Source organism: Variovorax ginsengisoli (assembly GCF_030486595.1).
Taxonomy (GTDB): domain Bacteria; phylum Pseudomonadota; class Gammaproteobacteria; order Burkholderiales; family Burkholderiaceae_C; genus Variovorax; species Variovorax ginsengisoli_B.
In genome coordinates this window covers 362,085-378,670 of the sequence record NZ_JAUJZH010000003.1, presented here as the reverse complement: position 1 = coordinate 378,670, position 16,586 = coordinate 362,085, and the positions used below count along the sequence as shown (strand labels likewise).

Sequence of the window (16,586 nt, the reverse complement as noted above, 5' to 3'; positions counted from 1 at the left end):
GGCGCGCGGGAAGTCCTGGAGCTTGCTTCTTTGCCATGGCGCCCTCGGAAATGCGAAAGCCGCCCGGAGGCGGCTAAATGGGTTGGCCCGGCTTCGAACTATTTCACTCGGCCCGGCTAAACATGTCGACGTATTCGGTGTCGAGCCTGAGTTTCTGCGCCAATGCCTTGTGCAGCGCCCTTTGCACGGACTGCGGCGTGAGCTGCCCGTGTTGATCCGCCACGCTCTCTCCGTCGGAGTCGATCCATGCCCCGTTCATTCGAAGCCTGATCGCGTTCAATTTGCGTTGCCGCACCATTCCGTCCACCACGCCTGAATCGGTGAAAGCCACCGCACCGCCTGGGTAGCCGTCGTCGAGGACAAGCACGACCGACACATCAATCTCCCCGAGCGGCGTCTTGACAGTAAGTCTCGTCGCAGGCGTGATCTTCTCGGGGATCTCAAACTCGAAGCCTTGCTGCACTAGATACTGCTTCGTCTGTCGCATCAGGGCTACAAAGTCAGTAAACCTACTCAATGCCTCCGAGGTTCCGTACCTCAGCCTATCGAAGCCTGTAGCCTCTTTGTACTTCGTCCATCCCGCCTTTTCCATACTGCTCCTCCGAGTCGCCGATATTGGCCGGAGCATTTTGTAGCATCCCATCGGACTACGCCCTTGCGGGCGCTGGGCGGCTGCCGTTCTTCCTTGCTTGGACGTGGGCGCCAGGAGCTTGTCGCCGGAAAACCCCGCCATTTACCCGTGGCGAGCGCGTTCAAGTTTCGCGGTGAGTCGGGGCCGGAATAGAAAGGCCCACCGAAGTGGGCAACTGGCCGACGGCCAGGGAGACAACCAGGCCCACGGCGCGAGGGCGACCTGCGGCAGTGAATGTGTGCAGCGAGCCTCGGCCGTGGGTGGAAAGCAGAGCCGGCCTTACTCGGCCGGCGTGAAGTCGACGTAGAACTGGCGGCCCGGCACGAACTGCTCGGCCGCGGTCGGGTTGATGGTGCCCAGTTGGATCTGCCCGCCGGGCGTCCACTTGAAAAACTTCTCGTTTTCGGGGCTGCCGCTGGTGACCGGCGACAGGTTGGCCGTCTTCAGGCCGCCTTCCGACTCGGTGACGCTCTGCACCTTGAACTTGGCTCGAACGGTGGTCATGGTGGTGGTGCCTTCTACTGGCGCGCTCGGACGTCCGGTCCAGGCGATATGCCGGGCTCCGATTCCATGCGTGCGAGTTCTGGTTGCAAGGGCGCGATTCGAACGCGCGACCTCCGGGTTATGAGCCCAGCGGGATGACCAACTTCCCTACCCTGCTGAAACGAAAAAGCCCTGGCTGTTTCCAGTCAGGGCAAAAAGGTCGGTGGTCGACCTTGGAGAAGTGTGCTTCCCGCTTAGGTTCGCCACCAGGCCGAGAGTTCCAGAAACGACGAAGCCGCCTCGGCGGGCGGCTTTCAGGAAGAAATATGGGGCGATGCTGCAGGCGGGTGCCACTCAAGGCCTCGGCCGGATCGCCCTGCAGAGCTAGCCAGCACCATGACTTCATCCCGTGCTCTTGGCCTACTTGCTCAGCACTGGCCGCACGGTCAGCCCCTTCGGGGGGTGTATTCGGGGTCGGCTCCGCCATCAAAGGGCGGGCCTGCTCTATTGCTTTGCCAGCAACACGCCGGCTATGTACAGGTGCGCGGACTGTAGCATACGGAAACACCTCGCCGCAAGGGGTTTTCATCCAGTCATTTCAGAAGTCCAGGCGAGGCGCCAACGCCTTCATCGCCGCCGGTCCCGCTCTGCCCTGCTCCCGCTCCATTTCGGCCACCAGCCACGCGGCGAGGTCGCGCCACTCCACGCGAAACTGGCGCTCGAAGGGGATCTTTCCGTGGCCGCGACAAGGCTTGCACTGCTGGACGCCCAGGGTCCTGCTTCCCGGGATCACGAGCGTGCCGTGGCCGCCACATGGCCGGCACACGCCGTCGCGATGCCACGCCAAGCAGGCGCGCGCCATGTCGACGGCCTGGGTGGTGGTCAGCTTCAGACGTAGGGCCGGCGCCTTGCCGCGGATCATGGTGGCCAGCACCTCGACGATCTCGATAGAGGCGCCGTTGTCGCCGGCGAACAGCCGCTCGAGCGCGACAGCGAGCGGGTGCCCTTCCGAGGTCAGCGCGCGCGCGGCCAGGCCCATGGCGCCGAGGACGTCGGTGTCGGAGAACGTGGTGCGCTCGTCGACCGTGAGGCAGGACGAGCGGACGGCAGAGGCGTAGCGGTCGGTGACTTTCATTCGGTTCCCTTGTGTTCTGGCGGCATCCCCGACAGCACCTGCGCCATGGTCATGCGGACGGTGCCCGGCTTGTCGTGGCCCTCGGCGGCCTTCTCGGCGATGGCAATCCATTCTTCGGCCGGCGGCATCTGCATCTCGCGGATGCCGAACTCGTCGAGAGTCAGGAAGTGCTCAAGGTCGCCGATGACGCCCCAAGCCTTGTGGTATTCGTTCTGGCTCACCTTGCGGCGGGCCATGATCTTCATCTTCGGGATCAGGTCCAGAAGGCGGGCGCGTTGTTCTGGGGTCACTTGCGATACCCCGCGATGGCAATCCTCATGCCCAGGCAGAAAGGGTCGTCCCGGTCGCTCTCAGCCTGCTCGCTCAGCTGGCGCAGAAGACACGGGTCGGTTTCCTCGCGCAGCACGCTCAGGGCGTAGCCGAAGCCATCCGTGGCGGCCTTGTACTGAGCCTCCGTCGCTCGGTTCAGGCGGAACGCTTCAATCCATGCCTTGAGCCATCTCAACATGCTGCCTCCACAGTGAGCGATGCCGGCGGCATGGTGGCGCCGACGATCCACAGCGCCACGGTGCCGCCGGCGTTCAGCTTGGCTAGGTCGTCGGCGTCCGGCCGCCAGAACGAAACAACGTGGCGAACGCCTTCAACGGCCACGTCGGTAATCGCCAGCGCGCCGCAGGGCAGCTCGGACTGATCCCAGCCCTTCGGCGCACCGAGGACGCGGGTATTCGAGGGGTGCTGTGTGGGCCTCACTTGCCGTCCTCCACCCGAATGCGCGGCTCCATCTCGTAGAACGCAGCAATCTCCTCCTTGGTGATCGCGCGCTTCGGGATGATGGTCACGTTCCACGGCGCGCCCTGGAATTTCGCCGGACGGGGCTCCTCGCGGAGCACGGCACCTGTTTTTGGATCGAGGTGCTTCCGGGTGTAGGTGGCATACGCCGCCATGTCGTACTCACCTGCGGCCAGATCCAGGTCGGTGAGGTCGTCAATCCCGTAGCCCTGGAACTTCTGCTTCGTCTCCCCTACCTCTGCCGGGAGGTGTGCAGCCTGGCCGGCGCCGTTCGGGAGGGCGGCTATGGTGGTGATGCCGTTCATCGCACAGCCTCCACACGAAGGCAGGCGGGAAACTGCGCCGATGGCCCGCCGCGCGCGCTGCTCAAGCGCTCCATCTCTGCCGCAGCAGCCTCGCAGCGGGCTTGGGTGTTGAAGTGCTCCACGACCACAGCCGGCCTGTAGCCGTTCGCGGTGAAGATCAGTAGCCAAAGGGTCACGGTCGTCATGCTGTTTCCTTGGGTGCGGGTAGGAGTGGGAGGCCATTCGGCCATTTGTGGAGCGCCAGGATGCGGCGGCGGGTGTCGGCGCCCCATGCCGGCTCGATCGCGCGGCGGGCCGCCTTCGAGAACATGGCGCCTTGGTCGAATAGCGCGTGGCACCCGGGCCGGCCGGGCTGCGGGCCGCACAGCGGAAAGCAAAGACGATCGTCCGTCTTCATGCTCATGCCCTTGTCGGTGTTCGGGTGCGCGGCCTGACAGGGACCGCAACCGCAGGCGATGCAGGGCATGGCGGCCACGAGGCGGCGATAGGCCTCGCTGCGCATGATCTCGGTCTTGGGGAGCGATATGGGATTCCCCATAACGGGCGAGGCGTAGGTGCCCCGGCGCTCAACCGGCGCATACAGGGGCTGGGGCTTTCGCTCGTAGGTGCGGTGGCCGAACGTCATGCCGACCTCAACATCAGCACATCCTTCTGACGCAGGATCACGTCCTGCGGGGTGCGCTGCTCCAGCCACGTCGCCACGACCGAACCATCGTCCAAGCAGAACTTGAACATCATCCGGCGCGTGCGATCGCGCTCCAGCACCAGCAGATCACCGAGGCCAACCATGTGGCGCTTGAATGGAACTGCGATCATTTGCTCATCCACTCCATGATGAAGGGGCCGATGACGCTCCACGCCAAGCACATGGCAGAGAAGACGATGCCGGCCCGGCGAGAAAGATGCGGCGCCATGTAGATGGCGGCGAGCACCAAGAATGTTTGGCTCAAGCTCATCACCACTCCCCGAAGCTGGCGAGGATCGTCTCCAGCATCTCGATGCGACCGGTCACGGTCAGGTGCTTCCAGAGCGTCTTGCCGGCATGCTCGGTGCGCAGGAACTCGATGGCGTCGTTGTGGAACTTCTCCATCTCGCCCTGCTCCAGCTTCGTGTAGCTGATCGACTTCGGCACGGGGAACACGCCGCCCTTCGGGCCCGGATACCAGTCGCAGAAGCCGGCGCCAACCTTGAGCCAGTCGCGGAAGCCTTCGAAGACCTCGAAGCGGTCCTGGCTCTCGAACAGGGTCTGCTCGAGCGCCATGTGCTTGCGGTGGTACCAGCCGATCCGCTGCTGGTGGGTCTTGATCTCCAGCATCTCGCCGGGCTCGAGCCGCAGGATGTTCGACCAGAGCCGGCGCCACTGCTTGCGGCCGCGCTCGCCCAGGCCGTCGACGATGCCGAAGATGCAGCGGGTCAGCACCGCGCGCTCCTCGGCGGTGAGCTGGACGGGCTGCTGGCGAACCAGGGTGATGTCGCTCATCAGAATTCCTCCACAGCCCAGCCGCCGCCTTCCTTCTTCGTCTTCGCCTTGATGGCGATGAACCGGAAGGGGTACAGGTCGGCAGCGATCTTGATCTTGGCCCGGGCGTCGTCCTGCCAGAAGCCCTTGACCTCGTGGCATTCGATCTGCCCGCCGGCGCGCATGACGGCGAAGTCGGGCGTGTAGAAGGTGTTGTCGGCGAGCCGAAACTTCAGGCCCTCGAAACGGTGCCACTCGATCTCGCCGGCGTGCTTCAGGAGCTCGAGGTGCGCCGCGTAGGCCGCTTCGGTCTTGTTCATGGCGCCGGTCTTGAGCCGGCCGAGTGCGAAGTTCTTCATTTCAGCTTGCCTCGCGCGAGGAGGAAGACCGCCGTCCAGTGCTGTCCTTCGGGGGTGTCGTAGGCGTAGGGGCAGGCGTCTCGACGGGTGCGTCCATCGGCTGCAGCTCGTCGGGCGTCGCGCTCGATGAGGAGCTTTGCGGTGGGGCTGAGACGTGCCACCGGCGCGTCTTCACTTCCGCCTTGATCCTGGCCGTCATCCCCGCATAGTCCGGGTACGTCGCTTCCAGTTCCTCGGCCTTGCGCCAGATCTCGTCTTTCCAGGCGCTGAAGAATGGCGGCGCCAGCATCCGCAGCATGTGCTGCACCTCCGTTTCGAGGTGATCCATTCATCGCGCCCCCAGCCCGGCGAATGGGCTCGGCTCGGCCCACGACTTTCCGGTGCGCACGAGACTGATCAGTTGCGGCGTGACGCCGAAGCGTGCAGCCAGCACCTTCCCGAGCTCGTCGCTCGCCCGGATCTCGCGAGCCTTCTCGATGCTCAGCTTGCCGTGCTTCTCGCGCATGTACCGCACCTGGCTCGGCGCCTGGCCGCGGCCATTCCGGAGCGCGGCCATCATCGTGCGCCGCTTCGCGGCCGTGATCTGCTCCAGGTGCTCGGGCGCCACGCATTTCAGCGTCTTGCAGGTGTGGATGACCTCGTGGCCTGGCTTGATCGGGCCTACCGCGAGGCCGAAGACAACGCGACGAACCGGGCGCGGCGCGCCGTCGACGTTGATAACCGGCATGTGACCGTTGCAGTAGCGGTCCCACACGAGGCAGTCGCCGTCTTCGTGGGAGTAGGAGCAGATGCGCTCGAGCAGGTAGGCACCTTCACTCATCAGTGAACTCCTTGGCGTTGGGCGGCCATTGCGCCCAGGGTTTTGAGATCGAGACCGGGCGCTGGCCGAGCGCCGCGGACACGGGCGCGGTACAGCGGGAACTGCTCCAGTTGGTCCCACGGCCCGATGCCCTTGGCGATGCCCTCGGCTTCGATGGCGGCGCGCGAATCGGGATCAGAGGCCTGCTGTCCGCCCTGCCCCGTGGCCACCTCGTCCTGCCATCGGCCTTCGTTCAACCAGGTCGACGGATGCGGGATGTATTGCCCGTCGTCGTCGATCCACTTCTTCAGTCGGCGCTGCACTTCGATGGCTGCCAGCATTGAATCCAGCAGTTCGCGGGTGGGCTTCCGTTTGTCGAATGCCCTGAGCGCAGCGTCCTTGCCAACCTTCTTCGGGTAGGCCTTCCAGAATTCTTCGAAGAATCCAGCACGAGCGCCGGCAGGCGCGGCTGCATTCCCGCCTTCGCCTTCGGATACGCCTCCGGATACGGATACGCCTAAGTGCGCAGAGGCTTCGCTGCTGCCATGCATCTGCTGCGCATCTGCTGCGCATGTGTCTGGCGGTTGAGGGAACTTGCTCGTGGCTGCGCGCACCTGCTGTTTGAAGTCCAGCAGCTGCAAGTACCTCTTTCCGTCCTGAGCCGGATACACCCTTACAAGAGCCGCGTTCTCGCAAGCGGAGAGCCACTTCTCAATGTCCGAGTCGGATACTTTCTTGAGCAGCAACGGGTAGCAGGCAGCCAGCAGGAGGGCCGGACGCGCGTAGTAGCGCCCGAAGTCATCCACCACCGACATGAGCCGGCGATAGAACACTTCCTCGGCCCAATTGAGCTTCTCGACGCGCTCACTGGTCAGGATCCCTTCGCGGAGGATTCGGTTAGGCATGCGCTCCCTCTCCTGCCGCATACAGCTTGCCGTCGCGCGCGCCATGGCCGCGCACCCGTGGCACCTGGCCGACGATGCGCAGCAGCTTCAGCTGTGATTCGGCCTTGCGGAAGATTGGCCCGAATGCCCTGTCGTCCTTTGCGGGCACGATCCCAGCCGCTTTCATGGCCCGGGTCAGTTCCTCGCCGGGGATGGAGGATCCCGCCGGCATGCGGCGAGCGAAGTCGCGCAGGAACTCGATCGCGCGCGGCATGAAGGTTGGATCGTTCGCCTCGAGCGCCCGCTCGCCGGCCTCTGTGCCCAGGGTCCGCGCGACCCGTGCGCGCGTTTCGAAGGAGATTGCGAGCTGGTTCATGCTGCCTCCAGGAGTAGCGACGGCTGCCGCAGGCGCTCGCGCTGCAGCGGTTCATTCGCTTCGTTGAGCTCGATGCCGATGAACTGGCGCCCGAGCTGCTGCGCGACTTGGCCGGTGGTGCCCGAGCCGAAGAACGGATCCAGCACGATGCCGCCAGCGGGGGCGCCCGCGAGGATGCACGGCTCGATCAGCGCCGGCGGGAACACTGCGAAGTGCGCGCCGCTGTAGCTGGCAGTCGGAACCGTCCAGACGGAGCGCCTATTTCGCTCGCTCGCGACGCTTGTCAGCACTTGGATCGACGCTTCCCCGTCGAGCGGCTTTCCAGGCGGTGAGTCGCGTCGGCCGACGGCCTTCAAGGCGCCATTGGTCTTGGCACCACCGTTGGCGCGTTCACTCCCGAGCTGCGCGGCAACGTTCTGCGACAGGCGCGCGTGGGTGAGTGGGCTGACCGGCTCCAGGATGGCGCCCTGATCGAAGTAATAGCGCTCCGACTTCGACAGCAGGAAGATGTACTCGTGCGCCTTGGTGCATCGATCCTTGATCGACTCGGGCATTGGGTTCGGCTTGTGCCAGATGATGTCCTGACGCAGCCACCAGCCGGCGTCCTGCAGCGCGAAGGCGAGGCGCCAGGGCTGGCCGATCAGATCCTTCGCCTTGAGACCAGGTGTCCGGCCCAAGTTTCCGGTGCCGGAGGCCTTCATCTGCGCCGCCTTGACTTGGTTCGCACTGACGCTATGAACGTGCTTGCCGGCATGCTCGCGCGACTGGGCGCCCCACGACCCGGCGTAGCTGTCACCCATGTTCACCCACATCGTGCCGTCATCGGTCAGCACGTCGCGGCAGAGGTCGAACACCTGGACCATCGCCGCGATGAACTCGGGCACAGTCGACTCGCCGCCAATCTCCATGCTCTTGTCGACGTGCTCGGCCGGCAGATAGGAGCGGAGACCCCAGTAAGGCGGGCTGGTGACGATCGTCTGGACCTTCACGCCGTCGGCGGCCATTCGGCGCAGCACGGCGCGCACGTCGCCGAAATGGCAGCGGTTGAGCCAGTCGGAGGCGGCGCTCATGCCGCCCTCAACACCGGCTTGCCCGCTGCATTCTTGCTGCGCAGGTGGACTTCGTGGACCTGCAGCGCGGTGCGGGCTTCCTCGATCTCCTTCAGGCTGCGGGACAGGTCGTTGTCCGAGATCACGCCGTCGGCGTCGCCTTCGATCGTGGAAATCGACACATCGGACATCTCGCGGATGACGTCGGACATGGTGCGCTGGAGGTTCGCTGCGCCGGGCATTTCGAATACAGGCAGCGAGATGAAGCCGCCGCTGCGGGTCGAGAGCGTGTTCACCAATGCGTGGCGGTGCTCGCTCTTTGCGTCGTGGCACAGCTCGGCGATCGTCTCGGCGTCGACCATGCCCAGCTTGTGCGAGTGCGAACCCGACAGTTCCTTGCGCAGCACCTCGTCGGTCTTGCCGAGGCGGACGGCGATGGCAGCGCGGCCGCCCGGGTAGTGGTCAACCATCTTGCGAAGCGCGTCGAGAGAGTTCATGTCCGTTCCTTGAAATCGTGGACGTGGCGGCCAGCGAGCGTCGCGTGCACATTCACGTCATGGCAGGGAGAGAAAACACACAGGGGGAGATCGGAGCGCAGGCCGGCGTTGGGCTGGCCTGCGCGGCCGAAGAAGAAAGCCTCGAGGGCCGCGGTGCGTGGATTCATGTCTACGACGCCGCCCTACTTGGGCTCGCGGGCCATCTCATGCAGCGTGCCGAGCAGTGCAAGGACGAACGCGGCCGCGGCGATGGGCTCCCCGGCCAGGAACGCACTCGCAGCGAACCAGGCGAAGCCCAGGCACAACAGGAACCCGATCACGCTGGACATTCAGGCGGCCTTGGCGACGGGCTGCGCCGGGAGCATGTCTTCGTAGGAAACTGCAGCGTCGGTGAAGGCGTGCAGATCCCTCATCCGCTCGCGCGGAACGCCCTCTCGCCATTGCGTCACGGCGCCCAGGGAAACACCAAAGTGATCAGCGACGGCCTTGGTGCGGCCTTTTTCGGCGTCGAGCCAGTCAGAGAGTTTCATGACGCCAGTTTAGATGTCGCTAAACGCTGAGTCAAGCTATGTCTGAAGCCTGTTGCGAGATATTTAGCTACCGCTTAACGTCCGCGCCTGATATGAGCAACGACGCGACGCGCAGGGCGGAATTCATCGCCTACTTCAACAAGCACTTCCACGGCGAGCGGCAGAAGTTCATGGAGGCGTCAGGCCTCAGCAAGGGTCGGATCACCCAGTACTTCGACGAGGACGAGCCATTCGGGGAGAAGGCGGCTGCAAAGCTCGAAGAGCGGCTGCATCTGACTCGGGGCCAGATGTTCCCTTCGCTTGCGACGAGCGCGCGCGAGACTGGGCCCAGCAATGCCCCCCAAGAGGGCGTCCCTGTCGTCGGCACCGCCCAACTCGGAGACGACGGCCACTACTACGAACTCGAGTACCCGGTCGGCCACGGTGACGGGCGCGTCGGCTTCCCGAGCCGAGATCGAAACGCCTATGCCGTCCGCTGCAAAGGTGAGTCGATGGCACCCCGCATCCGGCATGGCGAGTTTGCTGTCGTGGAGCCCAACCATCCGGTTTCGCCTGGCGACGAGGTCCTGGTCCGATCGAGCGACGGCCGGGTGATGATCAAGGTGTTCGCCTATTCCCGAGACGGAATGGTCCACCTCGACTCGATCAACAACAACCATCAGACCTTCCCCCGGATCAGCCTGCTCGAGGAAGACGTGGCTGCGATGCACTACGTCGCCGGAACAGCGAAGAGTGCGATGTGGTTTGAGGTCTCGGAGGAGGCAGCGCCGTCATCCAGGAAGAAGACTGGGCCCAATCTGGCAGCCCGGCTCGCGTCGATGCAACAGTTGGAGGGGCTGACGCCTGCAGACCAACGCGAGCGCACGCAAGGCGAGAAGGCAAAGGGTAGATGAATGCCCTACCGCCTGGTCCCAGACACGATCAGCCACGACACCGTGGAGTGCCTCGAGGTGCTACTTGAAGGCGCCAAGGCGGGCGAAATCACCGGAATCGCCTTTGCCTGCACGATGAGGAAAATGCGGTACATCACGAACACGGCGGGCAGCTGCTACAAGAACCCCACGTTCGCCAGAGGCATGGTCGCGTCCTTGTCCGATGAACTGGCGCTGCTGGTGCACCGCCGAGGCCCACAAGAAACAAGATGAGGAGGAGCATGAACATTCGAGCAGTGGTCGCGGCCGCGATCTTCGCTGCAGTACCCGCGGCGCATGCCCAGTGGAATCAAGAGCCGACGTCGGTGATGGGCGTGACGCTTGGCGCGCCGGCCGCCAGCATCCCCATGTGCCCTCCTCTCGTCCAGTCGAACCCTGATAGCTACAAGACGCCGTCGTTCATATGCACTGATGACATCGGGTACTCGCCGCAGACGGCCTCGCTCAAGGGCATCCCGTTCGGCTTTTCCCGCGGCGGCAGCGTGTTCTTCACCAACGGCGCGATCGCATCGGTGCACCTGCTGACTGGCCAGGTCGACTATCCACGGCTCAAAGGCATGCTCGTCGAGCGATACGGGCCACCGATGAAGACGTGGACCTCCCAAGTGACGACGACGGCCGGCGCAGTCGTGTCGTCGGAAGAAAGCACCTGGTCGGGCCCGAACGTCACGATCCTGCTCAGCGAACGCGCGCGGCGCGCCGATCTGTCTCGAGCTGCGTTCGCGTTCAACGCCCTCACCGCTCAGGCTGGTGCCGATCGTGCCGGCGAGAACAAGGCCAACGCGGGCAAGCTATGAATACTCGTCTCCCTGGGCGCGCGGATTGCCGCCTGGTGGAACCATGGTTGCGGGGACGACTTGCCACGCATCGCACAACCCGATATAGCAAACCGAGAATATGAGAAATAAATGGCCGTGATACTGTCAACTACCGAAGAAGCGCTTGCCTACCTAGTCGTCCTAACCGAAAATAGCGAAGCCGACAAGAAAATTATCTTTTCAGGCGAGCTGTCAAAGATCGATATTGACATTGAGGGGCCTCGATACGACTCAACAATACCAGGCGAATTGGCGCGGGCACTCTGGGAGTATCAGGAGGCAATCTACAAGGCAGGCGCGTTCGTTCTTACTGGAAGCGACGACATACGGCGCCTCTCTGCCAAGCAAAGAGAGGGCTTGGAACTCATTTTTAAAGTTGAGCATGGATCGACGGACATTCAGGCCCTCCTTGAAAAAGTGGTTGAAACACTGGGGGAAGGCTTCCAGCAAATGGATGACGCAAACAAGGCCATGGTACTAATTGCCATCACTGTCATTTTTGCTGCAGGGTTCATCGCGTGGAAGGCCATAAGTGCGACCGCCGACGTTCGAAAAGAACGAATAAAAGCTGACCTCGATATAAGAAACGAAGCAGAGAAAACCAAGCAATTCGAAGTCTTTGCTCGTGTTGCTGCGAACGAAAAGGTCCAGCGAATTGAGAAAGCTGCAGAAGACGGAACGAAGGCGGTGCTCCGAAGCGCCACTGATGCGACCCAAATTGCCGTAGGGCGGGTTCGGCTGGACAGCGATGAGCTCGCGACCTTGAATCAGCGTGCTGCCCGCGTCTCCTCCACCGCAGACGTCATCGAAGAAGAGTTCCGGATTTTCGGCACCGAGACAAGGTTCGAAGGAGCGACCCGGTATGTACTTGCGCGGGGCGACGGAACCGAGTTTCCTGTGACCATCAGCCACGACGAACTCTCAGCCGACGACTTAGAAAGGCTGTGGTCCGCAGCGCGGGATCGCCAACCGATACGGCTAGAGGTGAGCATCACCAAGAATCGAGACGTTGTGAAGGCCGCACAGATCGTCTCTGTCTTGTAGAGCGTCCCTCAATCGCCCCCCAAGCCCGCCTCGAGCGGGCTTTTTCACGCTTGCCCGCGCCTGCGTAGCCCTTCCCGGAACAACAGCGCACCAATCCCCCCGAGTACGGTGCGATCGTCTTCCGTGAGGCGGTGTTCAGCCAGATCCATCCAGGCCGCCAGGCTGGCTATGGCGTCGTCCAAGCCTTGGCCGCTGCCCTGTACGTCCAGCAAAGAGGCTCGTTGCTCGAATAGCTCGATGGTGGGGTGTTTCATTGGCACATTGTGACTCTGGCCCCGCCCGAGCGGGCCTTTCTTCACCTGCGTGGTTTAGCCATCGCTAAAAATAATTCAGCGACAGCTTGACTTGCGTTTAGTTGTCGCTAAACTACATCTCAGGCGCTGCAATCCCGCGGCGCAGGAGATGCGAAGTGGAAGAGACCAACACCGGACCGCTCGACGAGCAGCTGATGCTGCTCCGCGCCGAGCGTGAGAAGTTGCCCGCTCCGGGTCAGTATGACCCGTTGCCTGACCTGGTCGAGGTGGCGCGCGTCTTCGACGCGATGTGCACCACCGGTCAGATCAAGAGCGTCCGCACCCGTGGCCTGGCCAAGCGCGCCCTCGCCGCGCTGGGGGTCGCACTGTGATGGCCGACATGAACGAATTCGACCCGAGCGAGCGCATCCGCTCGTGGAGCGCTGGCGTGCTGGACGACCTGCTCGGCATGTACCTGCGACATGAGCTTACGTGGCATGAGTACCAAGCCCGCGCATCGGCGCACGTTGAGGCGGCAGACGCTCTCGCCGCTCCCTCGCGCCCAGCCGCCACGGAGGAGCCGTTGCCCCCGCTGTACCGCGTGCATGCGGACCGCTCCTACGACCAGCGCGCCAAGTCGATCATCGCCTTCAACACCTGCAAGGGCGACCTCGACGACAAGCTGGATGCAGCATGGCGCGCATCCCTCGGCGCCCCCTCGCAACCGGCCCAAGCCCAGCCGATGCACCCTCTGGTGACGGACGAGCATGGCGTTCTGCGCTTCAAGGAAAACCGCATCGTCTCCGCGCTGCTGGAGCATTCGAGGAAGCATGGCTACGGCCTGAACGAGACGGCGCGAGGCGTCTTCACGCCCGAGGAGCACATGCAGGTTGCGCAATTGATCGGCTACAGCCTCGACGGCTACGGCACGCTGAGCTACGTCACCGATGAATCGTATGGCCGGGCGGCCGAAAGCGCGAAGGCCATCGCCAAGGTCACCGGGAGCGCCTCATGACGCGCTCGCAATTCGCCGAGCTCCGGACGCGCCAGATCGGGGCCGCCATGGGCGCCCTGGCCCCACGCACCAGCCGCGACGTCTGCCGAGATGCGTGCGCGATCGAGCGCCCTGCCCCCAAGGCCGGTGGCCATCGCTGGATCGTCCCGGCGTGCATCGCCGCGGTCGTTGCCCTGTTTTTCATCCTGAAAGGCACGTCATGAACGCCGTCCACCGCATGCACGCCGGCCACTGGTCGGACCGCCCCGAGGTCGACACCCGCGTGTCGGTTGCCGAGCAGGAAGACCACCAGGCCTACGTCGGCGACCCGTCGCTCTGGACTGTCGTCCTCCTGTGCCTCTCCCCTCTCCTGGTGCCCTGCGTGGTTTCGCTGGTCGCCGTCCTTCTCCGCACCTGAAAGAACGAACCGTGAACGAACTCACCACCACCGGCGGCGCATTCAATCCGCCCGCCCTCCAGCAATTCGGCATTGAGAGCGCATCCAGCGCTGTCGCCTCCCAGGCGAAGGCCATGGTCGAAGCCCGCTACACCATTGCGCTGCACCGCCCCCGCAACTGGGACCAGGTGCGCCAAGACCTGCTGAAGGAATGCCGCCGGCCGACCTTCGCGAACAACAAGAGTGCCTATTACCGCAAGCCGATCGGCGCCGGCGTCGAAGGCCTCGGCATCCGCTTCGTCGAAGTGGCTCTCCGCTGCATGACCAATGTCCTGATCGAGACCACCATGATCTTCGAGGACGTGCAGAAGGAAGTGCACCGGGTCAGTGTCACGGACCTTGAGGCGAACGTCACCTACCCGCTGGACGTGAAGGTGTCGAAGACGGTGGAGCGCTCCAAGCCCTCCGACGACGGCAGCTACATCAGCATGCGCATCAACAGCTACAAGAAGCCGGTCTACACGATCCCCGCGAACGATGACGACCTGCTCAACAAGCGCGCGGCGCTGATCTCGAAGGCCATCCGCACGCTGGGCCTGCGCATCGTGCCCGGCGACCTGTGCGACGAGGCCGAAGACATCATCAAGTCAGTCCGCATGGACGAGGCGGCGCGCGACCCGGCCGCCGAGCGCAAGCGCATCGTCGACGCCTTCGATGGCCTGGGCGTGAAGGCGAGCCAGCTGGCCGACTACCTCGGCCACGACATCGGCGCCTGCTCGCCGACCGAGCTGGTCAACCTGCGCGGCCTGTACGGCGCGATCAAGGACGGCGAAGCCACCTGGGCCACCGTCATGGAAAACAAGGCCGAACAGGGCAGCAGCGGCGAGAAGAAAACGGCCGCCCTCCCCGCGTGCACCGCCGAATCCTTCGAAGCCAAGAAGGAGGGCTGGAAGAAGACCGTCGAGAGCGGCAAGAAGTCCGCCAACGACCTCATCAAGACCATCGAAACAAAGGAGATCCTGACCGCCGACCAGAAGGTCGAGATCGCGTCGTGGACCCCGGCCCAAGGAGAGCAAGCATGAAGACGCACGATCTGATTCAAGGCTCGGCCGCCTGGCACGCCCACCGCGCCTCCCACTTCAACGCCAGTGACGCGCCGGCAATGCTGGGCTGCTCGAAGTACAAGAACCGCACGCAGCTGCTGCAGGAGTTGAAGACGGGCATCTCGGAAGAGGTCGACGCAGGCACACAGCGCCGCTTCGATGATGGCCACCGCTTCGAAGCCCTGGCCCGGCCGCTGGCCGAGAAGATCATCGGCGAAGACCTGTACCCTGTCACCGGCACCGAGGGCGAGCTCTCTGCCTCCTTCGACGGCCTGACCATGGACGAGTCCACCGGTTTCGAGCACAAGACCCTGAACGACCAGCTGCGCGCCGCACTGATCTCCGACGCCGGCGCCGACGCTCTGCCGAAGGCCTACCGCGTGCAGATGGAACAGCAGTGCATGGTGTCGGGCGCCACGCGCATCCTGTTCATGGCGTCGAAGTGGTCCGGCGACGAGATGGTCGAAGAGATGCACGCCTGGTACGAGCCGGACGCAGAGCTGCGCGCCGAGATCCTGGCCGGCTGGCAGCAGTTCGCCGCCGACCTGGCCGCCTACAAGCCGGCGCCGGCCGAAGCGCCGAAGCCCACTGCCGCCGCTCGCGAGTCGCTGCCGGCCCTGGTGGTCGAAGCCAAGGGCGAGATCACCGTCAGCAATCTCGACGCCTACAAGGTCAAGGCGCTTGCCGTGATCGGCAGCATCCCGACCAAGTTCGAGAACGATCAGCAGTTCGTCGACGCGAAGGAAGACGCCAAGTTCTGCCGCGACGTGCAGGACGCGATGGCGACCGCCAAGATCATGATCCTGGGTCGGATGGCCAGCATCGACGAAGCGATCAAGGCCATCGACCACATCTCGGAGGTGGCGCGCCGCAAGGCCATCGACCTCGAGAACGCCGTGGAGGCCGAGGAAAAGCTCCGCAAGCAGAAGATGCTAACGGACGCCGCTGCCTCGCTGCGCGCATACATCGACGGCCTGAACACCCGCCTAGGCAAGCCCTACATGCCCGCGGTCCCGGCCGACTTCGCCGGCGCGATCAAGAACAAGCGCTCGGTCGCCAGCATGCAGGACGCGATCGACACGACCCTGGCGAACGCCAAGATCGGCGCGGCCGCCTCGTTTGACCTGATCCACCAGAACCTGACGACACTTCAGGCACGTAGCCACGTTTCGATCCTGTTCCCGGACGAAGCGCAGCTGGTCTTGAAGGCGCCCGACGACCTGGCCGCGATCATCGCGCACCGGATCATGGAGCACGACAAGGCCATCGAGGCGGCGAACGCCAAGGCCGAGGAGGTCCAGACGGTCGCCGCACCGGCAGCAGCGCCCGCGCCCAGCGTCACACCGATCACCGCCACGGTCGCGCGCCAAGTCGTCGTCGAGCAGCAGGACGTCATCAGCGCCTTCCTCGGATCGCGGACCTGGGGCAAAGGCGACGAGGCCAAAGCCCGCGCGGTGCTGGTCGAGTTCGAGAAGTTCCGCGCCGGCTACCAACTGCGCAAGGCGGCCTGACATGAGCGCCCGCCAGCCCCTGGCCGTCTTCGACTGGGACGACGTCAACGAGAAGTTGGACCAGCTGCAAGAGGAAGCCTACGCCCAAGGCCTGGCCTCTGCCGGCCGTCGCCACCCTGAGACGGACATCCCCGACCAGATCGACGAATGCCGCGAACAGGTCCGCGCCGCAATTCTCAGGCTGGTGGCCGCATGAAAGCGCTCTTCCTTGCACTGCTGCTCGCTGGATGCGGGGGTGGCGGTGATTCATACCAACCC

The 16,586-nt window shown here is 64.1% G+C and carries 34 protein-coding genes and 1 tRNA gene; 11 read left to right on the top strand and 24 right to left on the bottom strand.

What is annotated here, in order from left to right; translation table 11 throughout:
- Positions 1-103 precede the first annotated feature (103 nt).
- The 23 genes from QZH52_RS06600 to QZH52_RS06490 all read right to left on the bottom strand — a co-directional run bounded on the left by QZH52_RS06600 (position 104) and on the right by QZH52_RS06490 (position 9,296).
- Positions 104-463 carry a hypothetical protein gene (locus QZH52_RS06600; protein WP_301805655.1) on the bottom strand — a complete coding sequence of 120 codons (360 nt, stop codon included), beginning with the start codon at positions 461-463 and terminating at the stop codon, positions 104-106.
- 447 nt (positions 464-910) lie between these two features.
- On the bottom strand, positions 911-1,135 hold the full coding sequence (locus tag QZH52_RS06595; RefSeq protein ID WP_301805652.1) for a hypothetical protein: 225 nt from the start codon (positions 1,133-1,135) through the stop codon (positions 911-913).
- 80 nt (positions 1,136-1,215) lie between these two features.
- Positions 1,216-1,292: transfer RNA gene (locus QZH52_RS06590), tRNA-Met, on the bottom strand.
- Positions 1,293-1,712: 420 nt separating this feature from the next.
- Positions 1,713-2,249 carry a hypothetical protein gene (locus QZH52_RS06585; RefSeq protein WP_301805649.1) on the bottom strand — a complete coding sequence of 179 codons (537 nt, stop codon included), beginning with the start codon at positions 2,247-2,249 and terminating at the stop codon, positions 1,713-1,715.
- Positions 2,246-2,485, bottom strand: a complete 240-nt coding sequence (locus QZH52_RS06580) for a hypothetical protein (protein WP_301805648.1) — start codon at positions 2,483-2,485, stop codon at positions 2,246-2,248. The genes QZH52_RS06585 and QZH52_RS06580 overlap by 4 nt, the downstream gene beginning before the upstream one ends.
- A gap of 50 nt (positions 2,486-2,535) precedes the next feature.
- Positions 2,536-2,757: a hypothetical protein gene (locus QZH52_RS06575; protein ID WP_301805645.1), complete on the bottom strand. Its 222-nt coding sequence runs from the start codon at positions 2,755-2,757 to the stop codon at positions 2,536-2,538.
- Positions 2,751-2,999 carry a hypothetical protein gene (locus QZH52_RS06570; protein ID WP_301805643.1) on the bottom strand — a complete coding sequence of 83 codons (249 nt, stop codon included), beginning with the start codon at positions 2,997-2,999 and terminating at the stop codon, positions 2,751-2,753. Before QZH52_RS06570 ends, QZH52_RS06575 begins: the two co-directional genes overlap by 7 nt.
- Entirely contained in the window at positions 2,996-3,343 is a 348-nt protein-coding gene (locus QZH52_RS06565) for a hypothetical protein (RefSeq protein WP_301805640.1), read from the bottom strand. The genes QZH52_RS06570 and QZH52_RS06565 overlap by 4 nt, the downstream gene beginning before the upstream one ends.
- Positions 3,340-3,528: a hypothetical protein gene (locus tag QZH52_RS06560; RefSeq protein ID WP_301805637.1), complete on the bottom strand. Its 189-nt coding sequence runs from the start codon at positions 3,526-3,528 to the stop codon at positions 3,340-3,342. The genes QZH52_RS06565 and QZH52_RS06560 overlap by 4 nt, the downstream gene beginning before the upstream one ends.
- Positions 3,525-3,968, bottom strand: coding sequence for a hypothetical protein (locus QZH52_RS06555; RefSeq protein ID WP_301805635.1), 444 nt, complete (start codon positions 3,966-3,968; stop codon positions 3,525-3,527). The genes QZH52_RS06560 and QZH52_RS06555 overlap by 4 nt, the downstream gene beginning before the upstream one ends.
- Positions 3,965-4,159, bottom strand: coding sequence for a hypothetical protein (locus QZH52_RS06550; protein ID WP_301805632.1), 195 nt, complete (start codon positions 4,157-4,159; stop codon positions 3,965-3,967). Before QZH52_RS06550 ends, QZH52_RS06555 begins: the two co-directional genes overlap by 4 nt.
- Positions 4,156-4,299, bottom strand: a complete 144-nt coding sequence (locus QZH52_RS06545) for a hypothetical protein (RefSeq protein WP_301805631.1) — start codon at positions 4,297-4,299, stop codon at positions 4,156-4,158. The genes QZH52_RS06550 and QZH52_RS06545 overlap by 4 nt, the downstream gene beginning before the upstream one ends.
- Entirely contained in the window at positions 4,299-4,823 is a 525-nt protein-coding gene (locus tag QZH52_RS06540) for a DUF1367 family protein (protein WP_301805628.1), read from the bottom strand. Before QZH52_RS06540 ends, QZH52_RS06545 begins: the two co-directional genes overlap by 1 nt.
- Complete coding sequence (locus tag QZH52_RS06535) at positions 4,823-5,161, bottom strand: DUF1064 domain-containing protein (RefSeq protein ID WP_301805626.1); 339 nt, start codon at positions 5,159-5,161, stop codon at positions 4,823-4,825. The genes QZH52_RS06540 and QZH52_RS06535 overlap by 1 nt, the downstream gene beginning before the upstream one ends.
- 1 nt (position 5,162) lies before the next feature.
- On the bottom strand, positions 5,163-5,489 hold the full coding sequence (locus QZH52_RS06530) for a hypothetical protein (RefSeq protein WP_301805623.1): 327 nt from the start codon (positions 5,487-5,489) through the stop codon (positions 5,163-5,165).
- Positions 5,490-5,981 (bottom strand): HNH endonuclease, encoded by a 492-nt coding sequence (locus QZH52_RS06525; protein ID WP_301805621.1) that lies wholly within the window; start codon positions 5,979-5,981, stop codon positions 5,490-5,492.
- Entirely contained in the window at positions 5,981-6,865 is an 885-nt protein-coding gene (locus tag QZH52_RS06520; RefSeq protein ID WP_301805620.1) for an LvrA C-terminal domain-related protein, read from the bottom strand. Before QZH52_RS06520 ends, QZH52_RS06525 begins: the two co-directional genes overlap by 1 nt.
- Positions 6,858-7,220, bottom strand: a complete 363-nt coding sequence (locus tag QZH52_RS06515; RefSeq protein ID WP_301805618.1) for a hypothetical protein — start codon at positions 7,218-7,220, stop codon at positions 6,858-6,860. The genes QZH52_RS06520 and QZH52_RS06515 overlap by 8 nt, the downstream gene beginning before the upstream one ends.
- Entirely contained in the window at positions 7,217-8,290 is a 1,074-nt protein-coding gene (locus QZH52_RS06510) for a DNA-methyltransferase (RefSeq protein WP_301805616.1), read from the bottom strand. Before QZH52_RS06510 ends, QZH52_RS06515 begins: the two co-directional genes overlap by 4 nt.
- Complete coding sequence (locus QZH52_RS06505) at positions 8,287-8,766, bottom strand: phage regulatory CII family protein (RefSeq protein ID WP_301805613.1); 480 nt, start codon at positions 8,764-8,766, stop codon at positions 8,287-8,289. The genes QZH52_RS06510 and QZH52_RS06505 overlap by 4 nt, the downstream gene beginning before the upstream one ends.
- Positions 8,763-8,933, bottom strand: coding sequence for a hypothetical protein (locus QZH52_RS06500; protein WP_301805611.1), 171 nt, complete (start codon positions 8,931-8,933; stop codon positions 8,763-8,765). Before QZH52_RS06500 ends, QZH52_RS06505 begins: the two co-directional genes overlap by 4 nt.
- Positions 8,934-8,948: 15 nt before the next feature.
- Complete coding sequence (locus QZH52_RS06495) at positions 8,949-9,095, bottom strand: hypothetical protein (RefSeq protein WP_301805609.1); 147 nt, start codon at positions 9,093-9,095, stop codon at positions 8,949-8,951.
- On the bottom strand, positions 9,096-9,296 hold the full coding sequence (locus tag QZH52_RS06490) for a helix-turn-helix domain-containing protein (RefSeq protein ID WP_301805607.1): 201 nt from the start codon (positions 9,294-9,296) through the stop codon (positions 9,096-9,098).
- A gap of 92 nt (positions 9,297-9,388) precedes the next feature.
- Between QZH52_RS06490 and QZH52_RS06485 the strand changes: the two genes are divergently transcribed.
- From QZH52_RS06485 to QZH52_RS06470, 4 genes are all read left to right on the top strand, one after another.
- A complete protein-coding gene (locus QZH52_RS06485) occupies positions 9,389-10,189 on the top strand; it encodes a S24 family peptidase (RefSeq protein WP_301805605.1) in 801 nt (266 codons plus the stop codon).
- Positions 10,190-10,441 carry a hypothetical protein gene (locus tag QZH52_RS06480; protein ID WP_301805602.1) on the top strand — a complete coding sequence of 84 codons (252 nt, stop codon included), beginning with the start codon at positions 10,190-10,192 and terminating at the stop codon, positions 10,439-10,441.
- A gap of 8 nt (positions 10,442-10,449) precedes the next feature.
- Positions 10,450-11,025 (top strand): hypothetical protein, encoded by a 576-nt coding sequence (locus QZH52_RS06475; RefSeq protein ID WP_301805600.1) that lies wholly within the window; start codon positions 10,450-10,452, stop codon positions 11,023-11,025.
- A 111-nt stretch (positions 11,026-11,136) separates the two neighbouring features.
- On the top strand, positions 11,137-12,090 hold the full coding sequence (locus QZH52_RS06470) for a hypothetical protein (protein ID WP_301805598.1): 954 nt from the start codon (positions 11,137-11,139) through the stop codon (positions 12,088-12,090).
- Between the two features lie 44 nt (positions 12,091-12,134).
- On the opposite strand, the gene QZH52_RS06465 is transcribed toward QZH52_RS06470, so the two are convergent.
- Positions 12,135-12,344 (bottom strand): hypothetical protein, encoded by a 210-nt coding sequence (locus QZH52_RS06465; RefSeq protein ID WP_301805594.1) that lies wholly within the window; start codon positions 12,342-12,344, stop codon positions 12,135-12,137.
- Positions 12,345-12,499: 155 nt separating this feature from the next.
- On the opposite strand from QZH52_RS06465, the gene QZH52_RS06460 reads away from it, so the two are divergent.
- From QZH52_RS06460 to QZH52_RS06430, 7 genes are read left to right on the top strand one after another with little or no spacing between them, the layout of a single operon-like run.
- Positions 12,500-12,715, top strand: coding sequence for a hypothetical protein (locus QZH52_RS06460; RefSeq protein WP_301805592.1), 216 nt, complete (start codon positions 12,500-12,502; stop codon positions 12,713-12,715).
- Positions 12,715-13,338: a hypothetical protein gene (locus tag QZH52_RS06455; RefSeq protein ID WP_301805589.1), complete on the top strand. Its 624-nt coding sequence runs from the start codon at positions 12,715-12,717 to the stop codon at positions 13,336-13,338. The genes QZH52_RS06460 and QZH52_RS06455 overlap by 1 nt, the downstream gene beginning before the upstream one ends.
- Positions 13,335-13,541 carry a hypothetical protein gene (locus tag QZH52_RS06450; RefSeq protein WP_301805587.1) on the top strand — a complete coding sequence of 69 codons (207 nt, stop codon included), beginning with the start codon at positions 13,335-13,337 and terminating at the stop codon, positions 13,539-13,541. Before QZH52_RS06455 ends, QZH52_RS06450 begins: the two co-directional genes overlap by 4 nt.
- Positions 13,538-13,735: a hypothetical protein gene (locus tag QZH52_RS06445; RefSeq protein WP_301805585.1), complete on the top strand. Its 198-nt coding sequence runs from the start codon at positions 13,538-13,540 to the stop codon at positions 13,733-13,735. Before QZH52_RS06450 ends, QZH52_RS06445 begins: the two co-directional genes overlap by 4 nt.
- Before the next feature lie 11 nt (positions 13,736-13,746).
- Positions 13,747-14,796: a hypothetical protein gene (locus tag QZH52_RS06440; protein ID WP_301805582.1), complete on the top strand. Its 1,050-nt coding sequence runs from the start codon at positions 13,747-13,749 to the stop codon at positions 14,794-14,796.
- Positions 14,793-16,328 (top strand): YqaJ viral recombinase family protein, encoded by a 1,536-nt coding sequence (locus QZH52_RS06435; protein WP_301805580.1) that lies wholly within the window; start codon positions 14,793-14,795, stop codon positions 16,326-16,328. Before QZH52_RS06440 ends, QZH52_RS06435 begins: the two co-directional genes overlap by 4 nt.
- A gap of 1 nt (position 16,329) precedes the next feature.
- A complete protein-coding gene (locus tag QZH52_RS06430) occupies positions 16,330-16,524 on the top strand; it encodes a hypothetical protein (protein WP_301805578.1) in 195 nt (64 codons plus the stop codon).
- Positions 16,525-16,586: the final 62 nt, after the last annotated feature.

Bases quoted from the DNA above. Each gene is read 5' to 3' on its own strand.
- QZH52_RS06515 (WP_301805618.1), bottom strand. From the start codon at position 7,220: ATGAACCAGCTCGCAATCTCCTTCGAAACGCGCGCACGGGTCGCGCGG.
- QZH52_RS06540 (WP_301805628.1), bottom strand. From the start codon at position 4,823: ATGAGCGACATCACCCTGGTTCGCCAGCAGCCCGTCCAGCTCACCGCC.
- QZH52_RS06455 (WP_301805589.1), top strand. From the start codon at position 12,715: ATGGCCGACATGAACGAATTCGACCCGAGCGAGCGCATCCGCTCGTGG.
- QZH52_RS06470 (WP_301805598.1), top strand. From the start codon at position 11,137: ATGGCCGTGATACTGTCAACTACCGAAGAAGCGCTTGCCTACCTAGTC.
- QZH52_RS06430 (WP_301805578.1), top strand. From the start codon at position 16,330: ATGAGCGCCCGCCAGCCCCTGGCCGTCTTCGACTGGGACGACGTCAAC.
- QZH52_RS06580 (WP_301805648.1), bottom strand. From the start codon at position 2,485: ATGGCCCGCCGCAAGGTGAGCCAGAACGAATACCACAAGGCTTGGGGC.
- QZH52_RS06445 (WP_301805585.1), top strand. From the start codon at position 13,538: ATGAACGCCGTCCACCGCATGCACGCCGGCCACTGGTCGGACCGCCCC.
- QZH52_RS06490 (WP_301805607.1), bottom strand. From the start codon at position 9,296: ATGAAACTCTCTGACTGGCTCGACGCCGAAAAAGGCCGCACCAAGGCC.
- QZH52_RS06520 (WP_301805620.1), bottom strand. From the start codon at position 6,865: ATGCCTAACCGAATCCTCCGCGAAGGGATCCTGACCAGTGAGCGCGTC.
- QZH52_RS06505 (WP_301805613.1), bottom strand. From the start codon at position 8,766: ATGAACTCTCTCGACGCGCTTCGCAAGATGGTTGACCACTACCCGGGC.
- QZH52_RS06530 (WP_301805623.1), bottom strand. From the start codon at position 5,489: ATGGATCACCTCGAAACGGAGGTGCAGCACATGCTGCGGATGCTGGCG.
- QZH52_RS06545 (WP_301805631.1), bottom strand. From the start codon at position 4,299: ATGAGCTTGAGCCAAACATTCTTGGTGCTCGCCGCCATCTACATGGCG.
- QZH52_RS06585 (WP_301805649.1), bottom strand. From the start codon at position 2,249: ATGAAAGTCACCGACCGCTACGCCTCTGCCGTCCGCTCGTCCTGCCTC.
- QZH52_RS06555 (WP_301805635.1), bottom strand. From the start codon at position 3,968: ATGACGTTCGGCCACCGCACCTACGAGCGAAAGCCCCAGCCCCTGTAT.
- QZH52_RS06575 (WP_301805645.1), bottom strand. From the start codon at position 2,757: ATGTTGAGATGGCTCAAGGCATGGATTGAAGCGTTCCGCCTGAACCGA.
- QZH52_RS06435 (WP_301805580.1), top strand. From the start codon at position 14,793: ATGAAGACGCACGATCTGATTCAAGGCTCGGCCGCCTGGCACGCCCAC.
- QZH52_RS06480 (WP_301805602.1), top strand. From the start codon at position 10,190: ATGCCCTACCGCCTGGTCCCAGACACGATCAGCCACGACACCGTGGAG.
- QZH52_RS06475 (WP_301805600.1), top strand. From the start codon at position 10,450: ATGAACATTCGAGCAGTGGTCGCGGCCGCGATCTTCGCTGCAGTACCC.
- QZH52_RS06465 (WP_301805594.1), bottom strand. From the start codon at position 12,344: ATGAAACACCCCACCATCGAGCTATTCGAGCAACGAGCCTCTTTGCTG.
- QZH52_RS06560 (WP_301805637.1), bottom strand. From the start codon at position 3,528: ATGACGACCGTGACCCTTTGGCTACTGATCTTCACCGCGAACGGCTAC.
- QZH52_RS06450 (WP_301805587.1), top strand. From the start codon at position 13,335: ATGACGCGCTCGCAATTCGCCGAGCTCCGGACGCGCCAGATCGGGGCC.
- QZH52_RS06595 (WP_301805652.1), bottom strand. From the start codon at position 1,135: ATGACCACCGTTCGAGCCAAGTTCAAGGTGCAGAGCGTCACCGAGTCG.
- QZH52_RS06510 (WP_301805616.1), bottom strand. From the start codon at position 8,290: ATGAGCGCCGCCTCCGACTGGCTCAACCGCTGCCATTTCGGCGACGTG.
- QZH52_RS06550 (WP_301805632.1), bottom strand. From the start codon at position 4,159: ATGATCGCAGTTCCATTCAAGCGCCACATGGTTGGCCTCGGTGATCTG.
- QZH52_RS06495 (WP_301805609.1), bottom strand. From the start codon at position 9,095: ATGTCCAGCGTGATCGGGTTCCTGTTGTGCCTGGGCTTCGCCTGGTTC.
- QZH52_RS06565 (WP_301805640.1), bottom strand. From the start codon at position 3,343: ATGAACGGCATCACCACCATAGCCGCCCTCCCGAACGGCGCCGGCCAG.
- QZH52_RS06535 (WP_301805626.1), bottom strand. From the start codon at position 5,161: ATGAAGAACTTCGCACTCGGCCGGCTCAAGACCGGCGCCATGAACAAG.
- QZH52_RS06485 (WP_301805605.1), top strand. From the start codon at position 9,389: ATGAGCAACGACGCGACGCGCAGGGCGGAATTCATCGCCTACTTCAAC.
- QZH52_RS06500 (WP_301805611.1), bottom strand. From the start codon at position 8,933: ATGAATCCACGCACCGCGGCCCTCGAGGCTTTCTTCTTCGGCCGCGCA.
- QZH52_RS06525 (WP_301805621.1), bottom strand. From the start codon at position 5,981: ATGAGTGAAGGTGCCTACCTGCTCGAGCGCATCTGCTCCTACTCCCAC.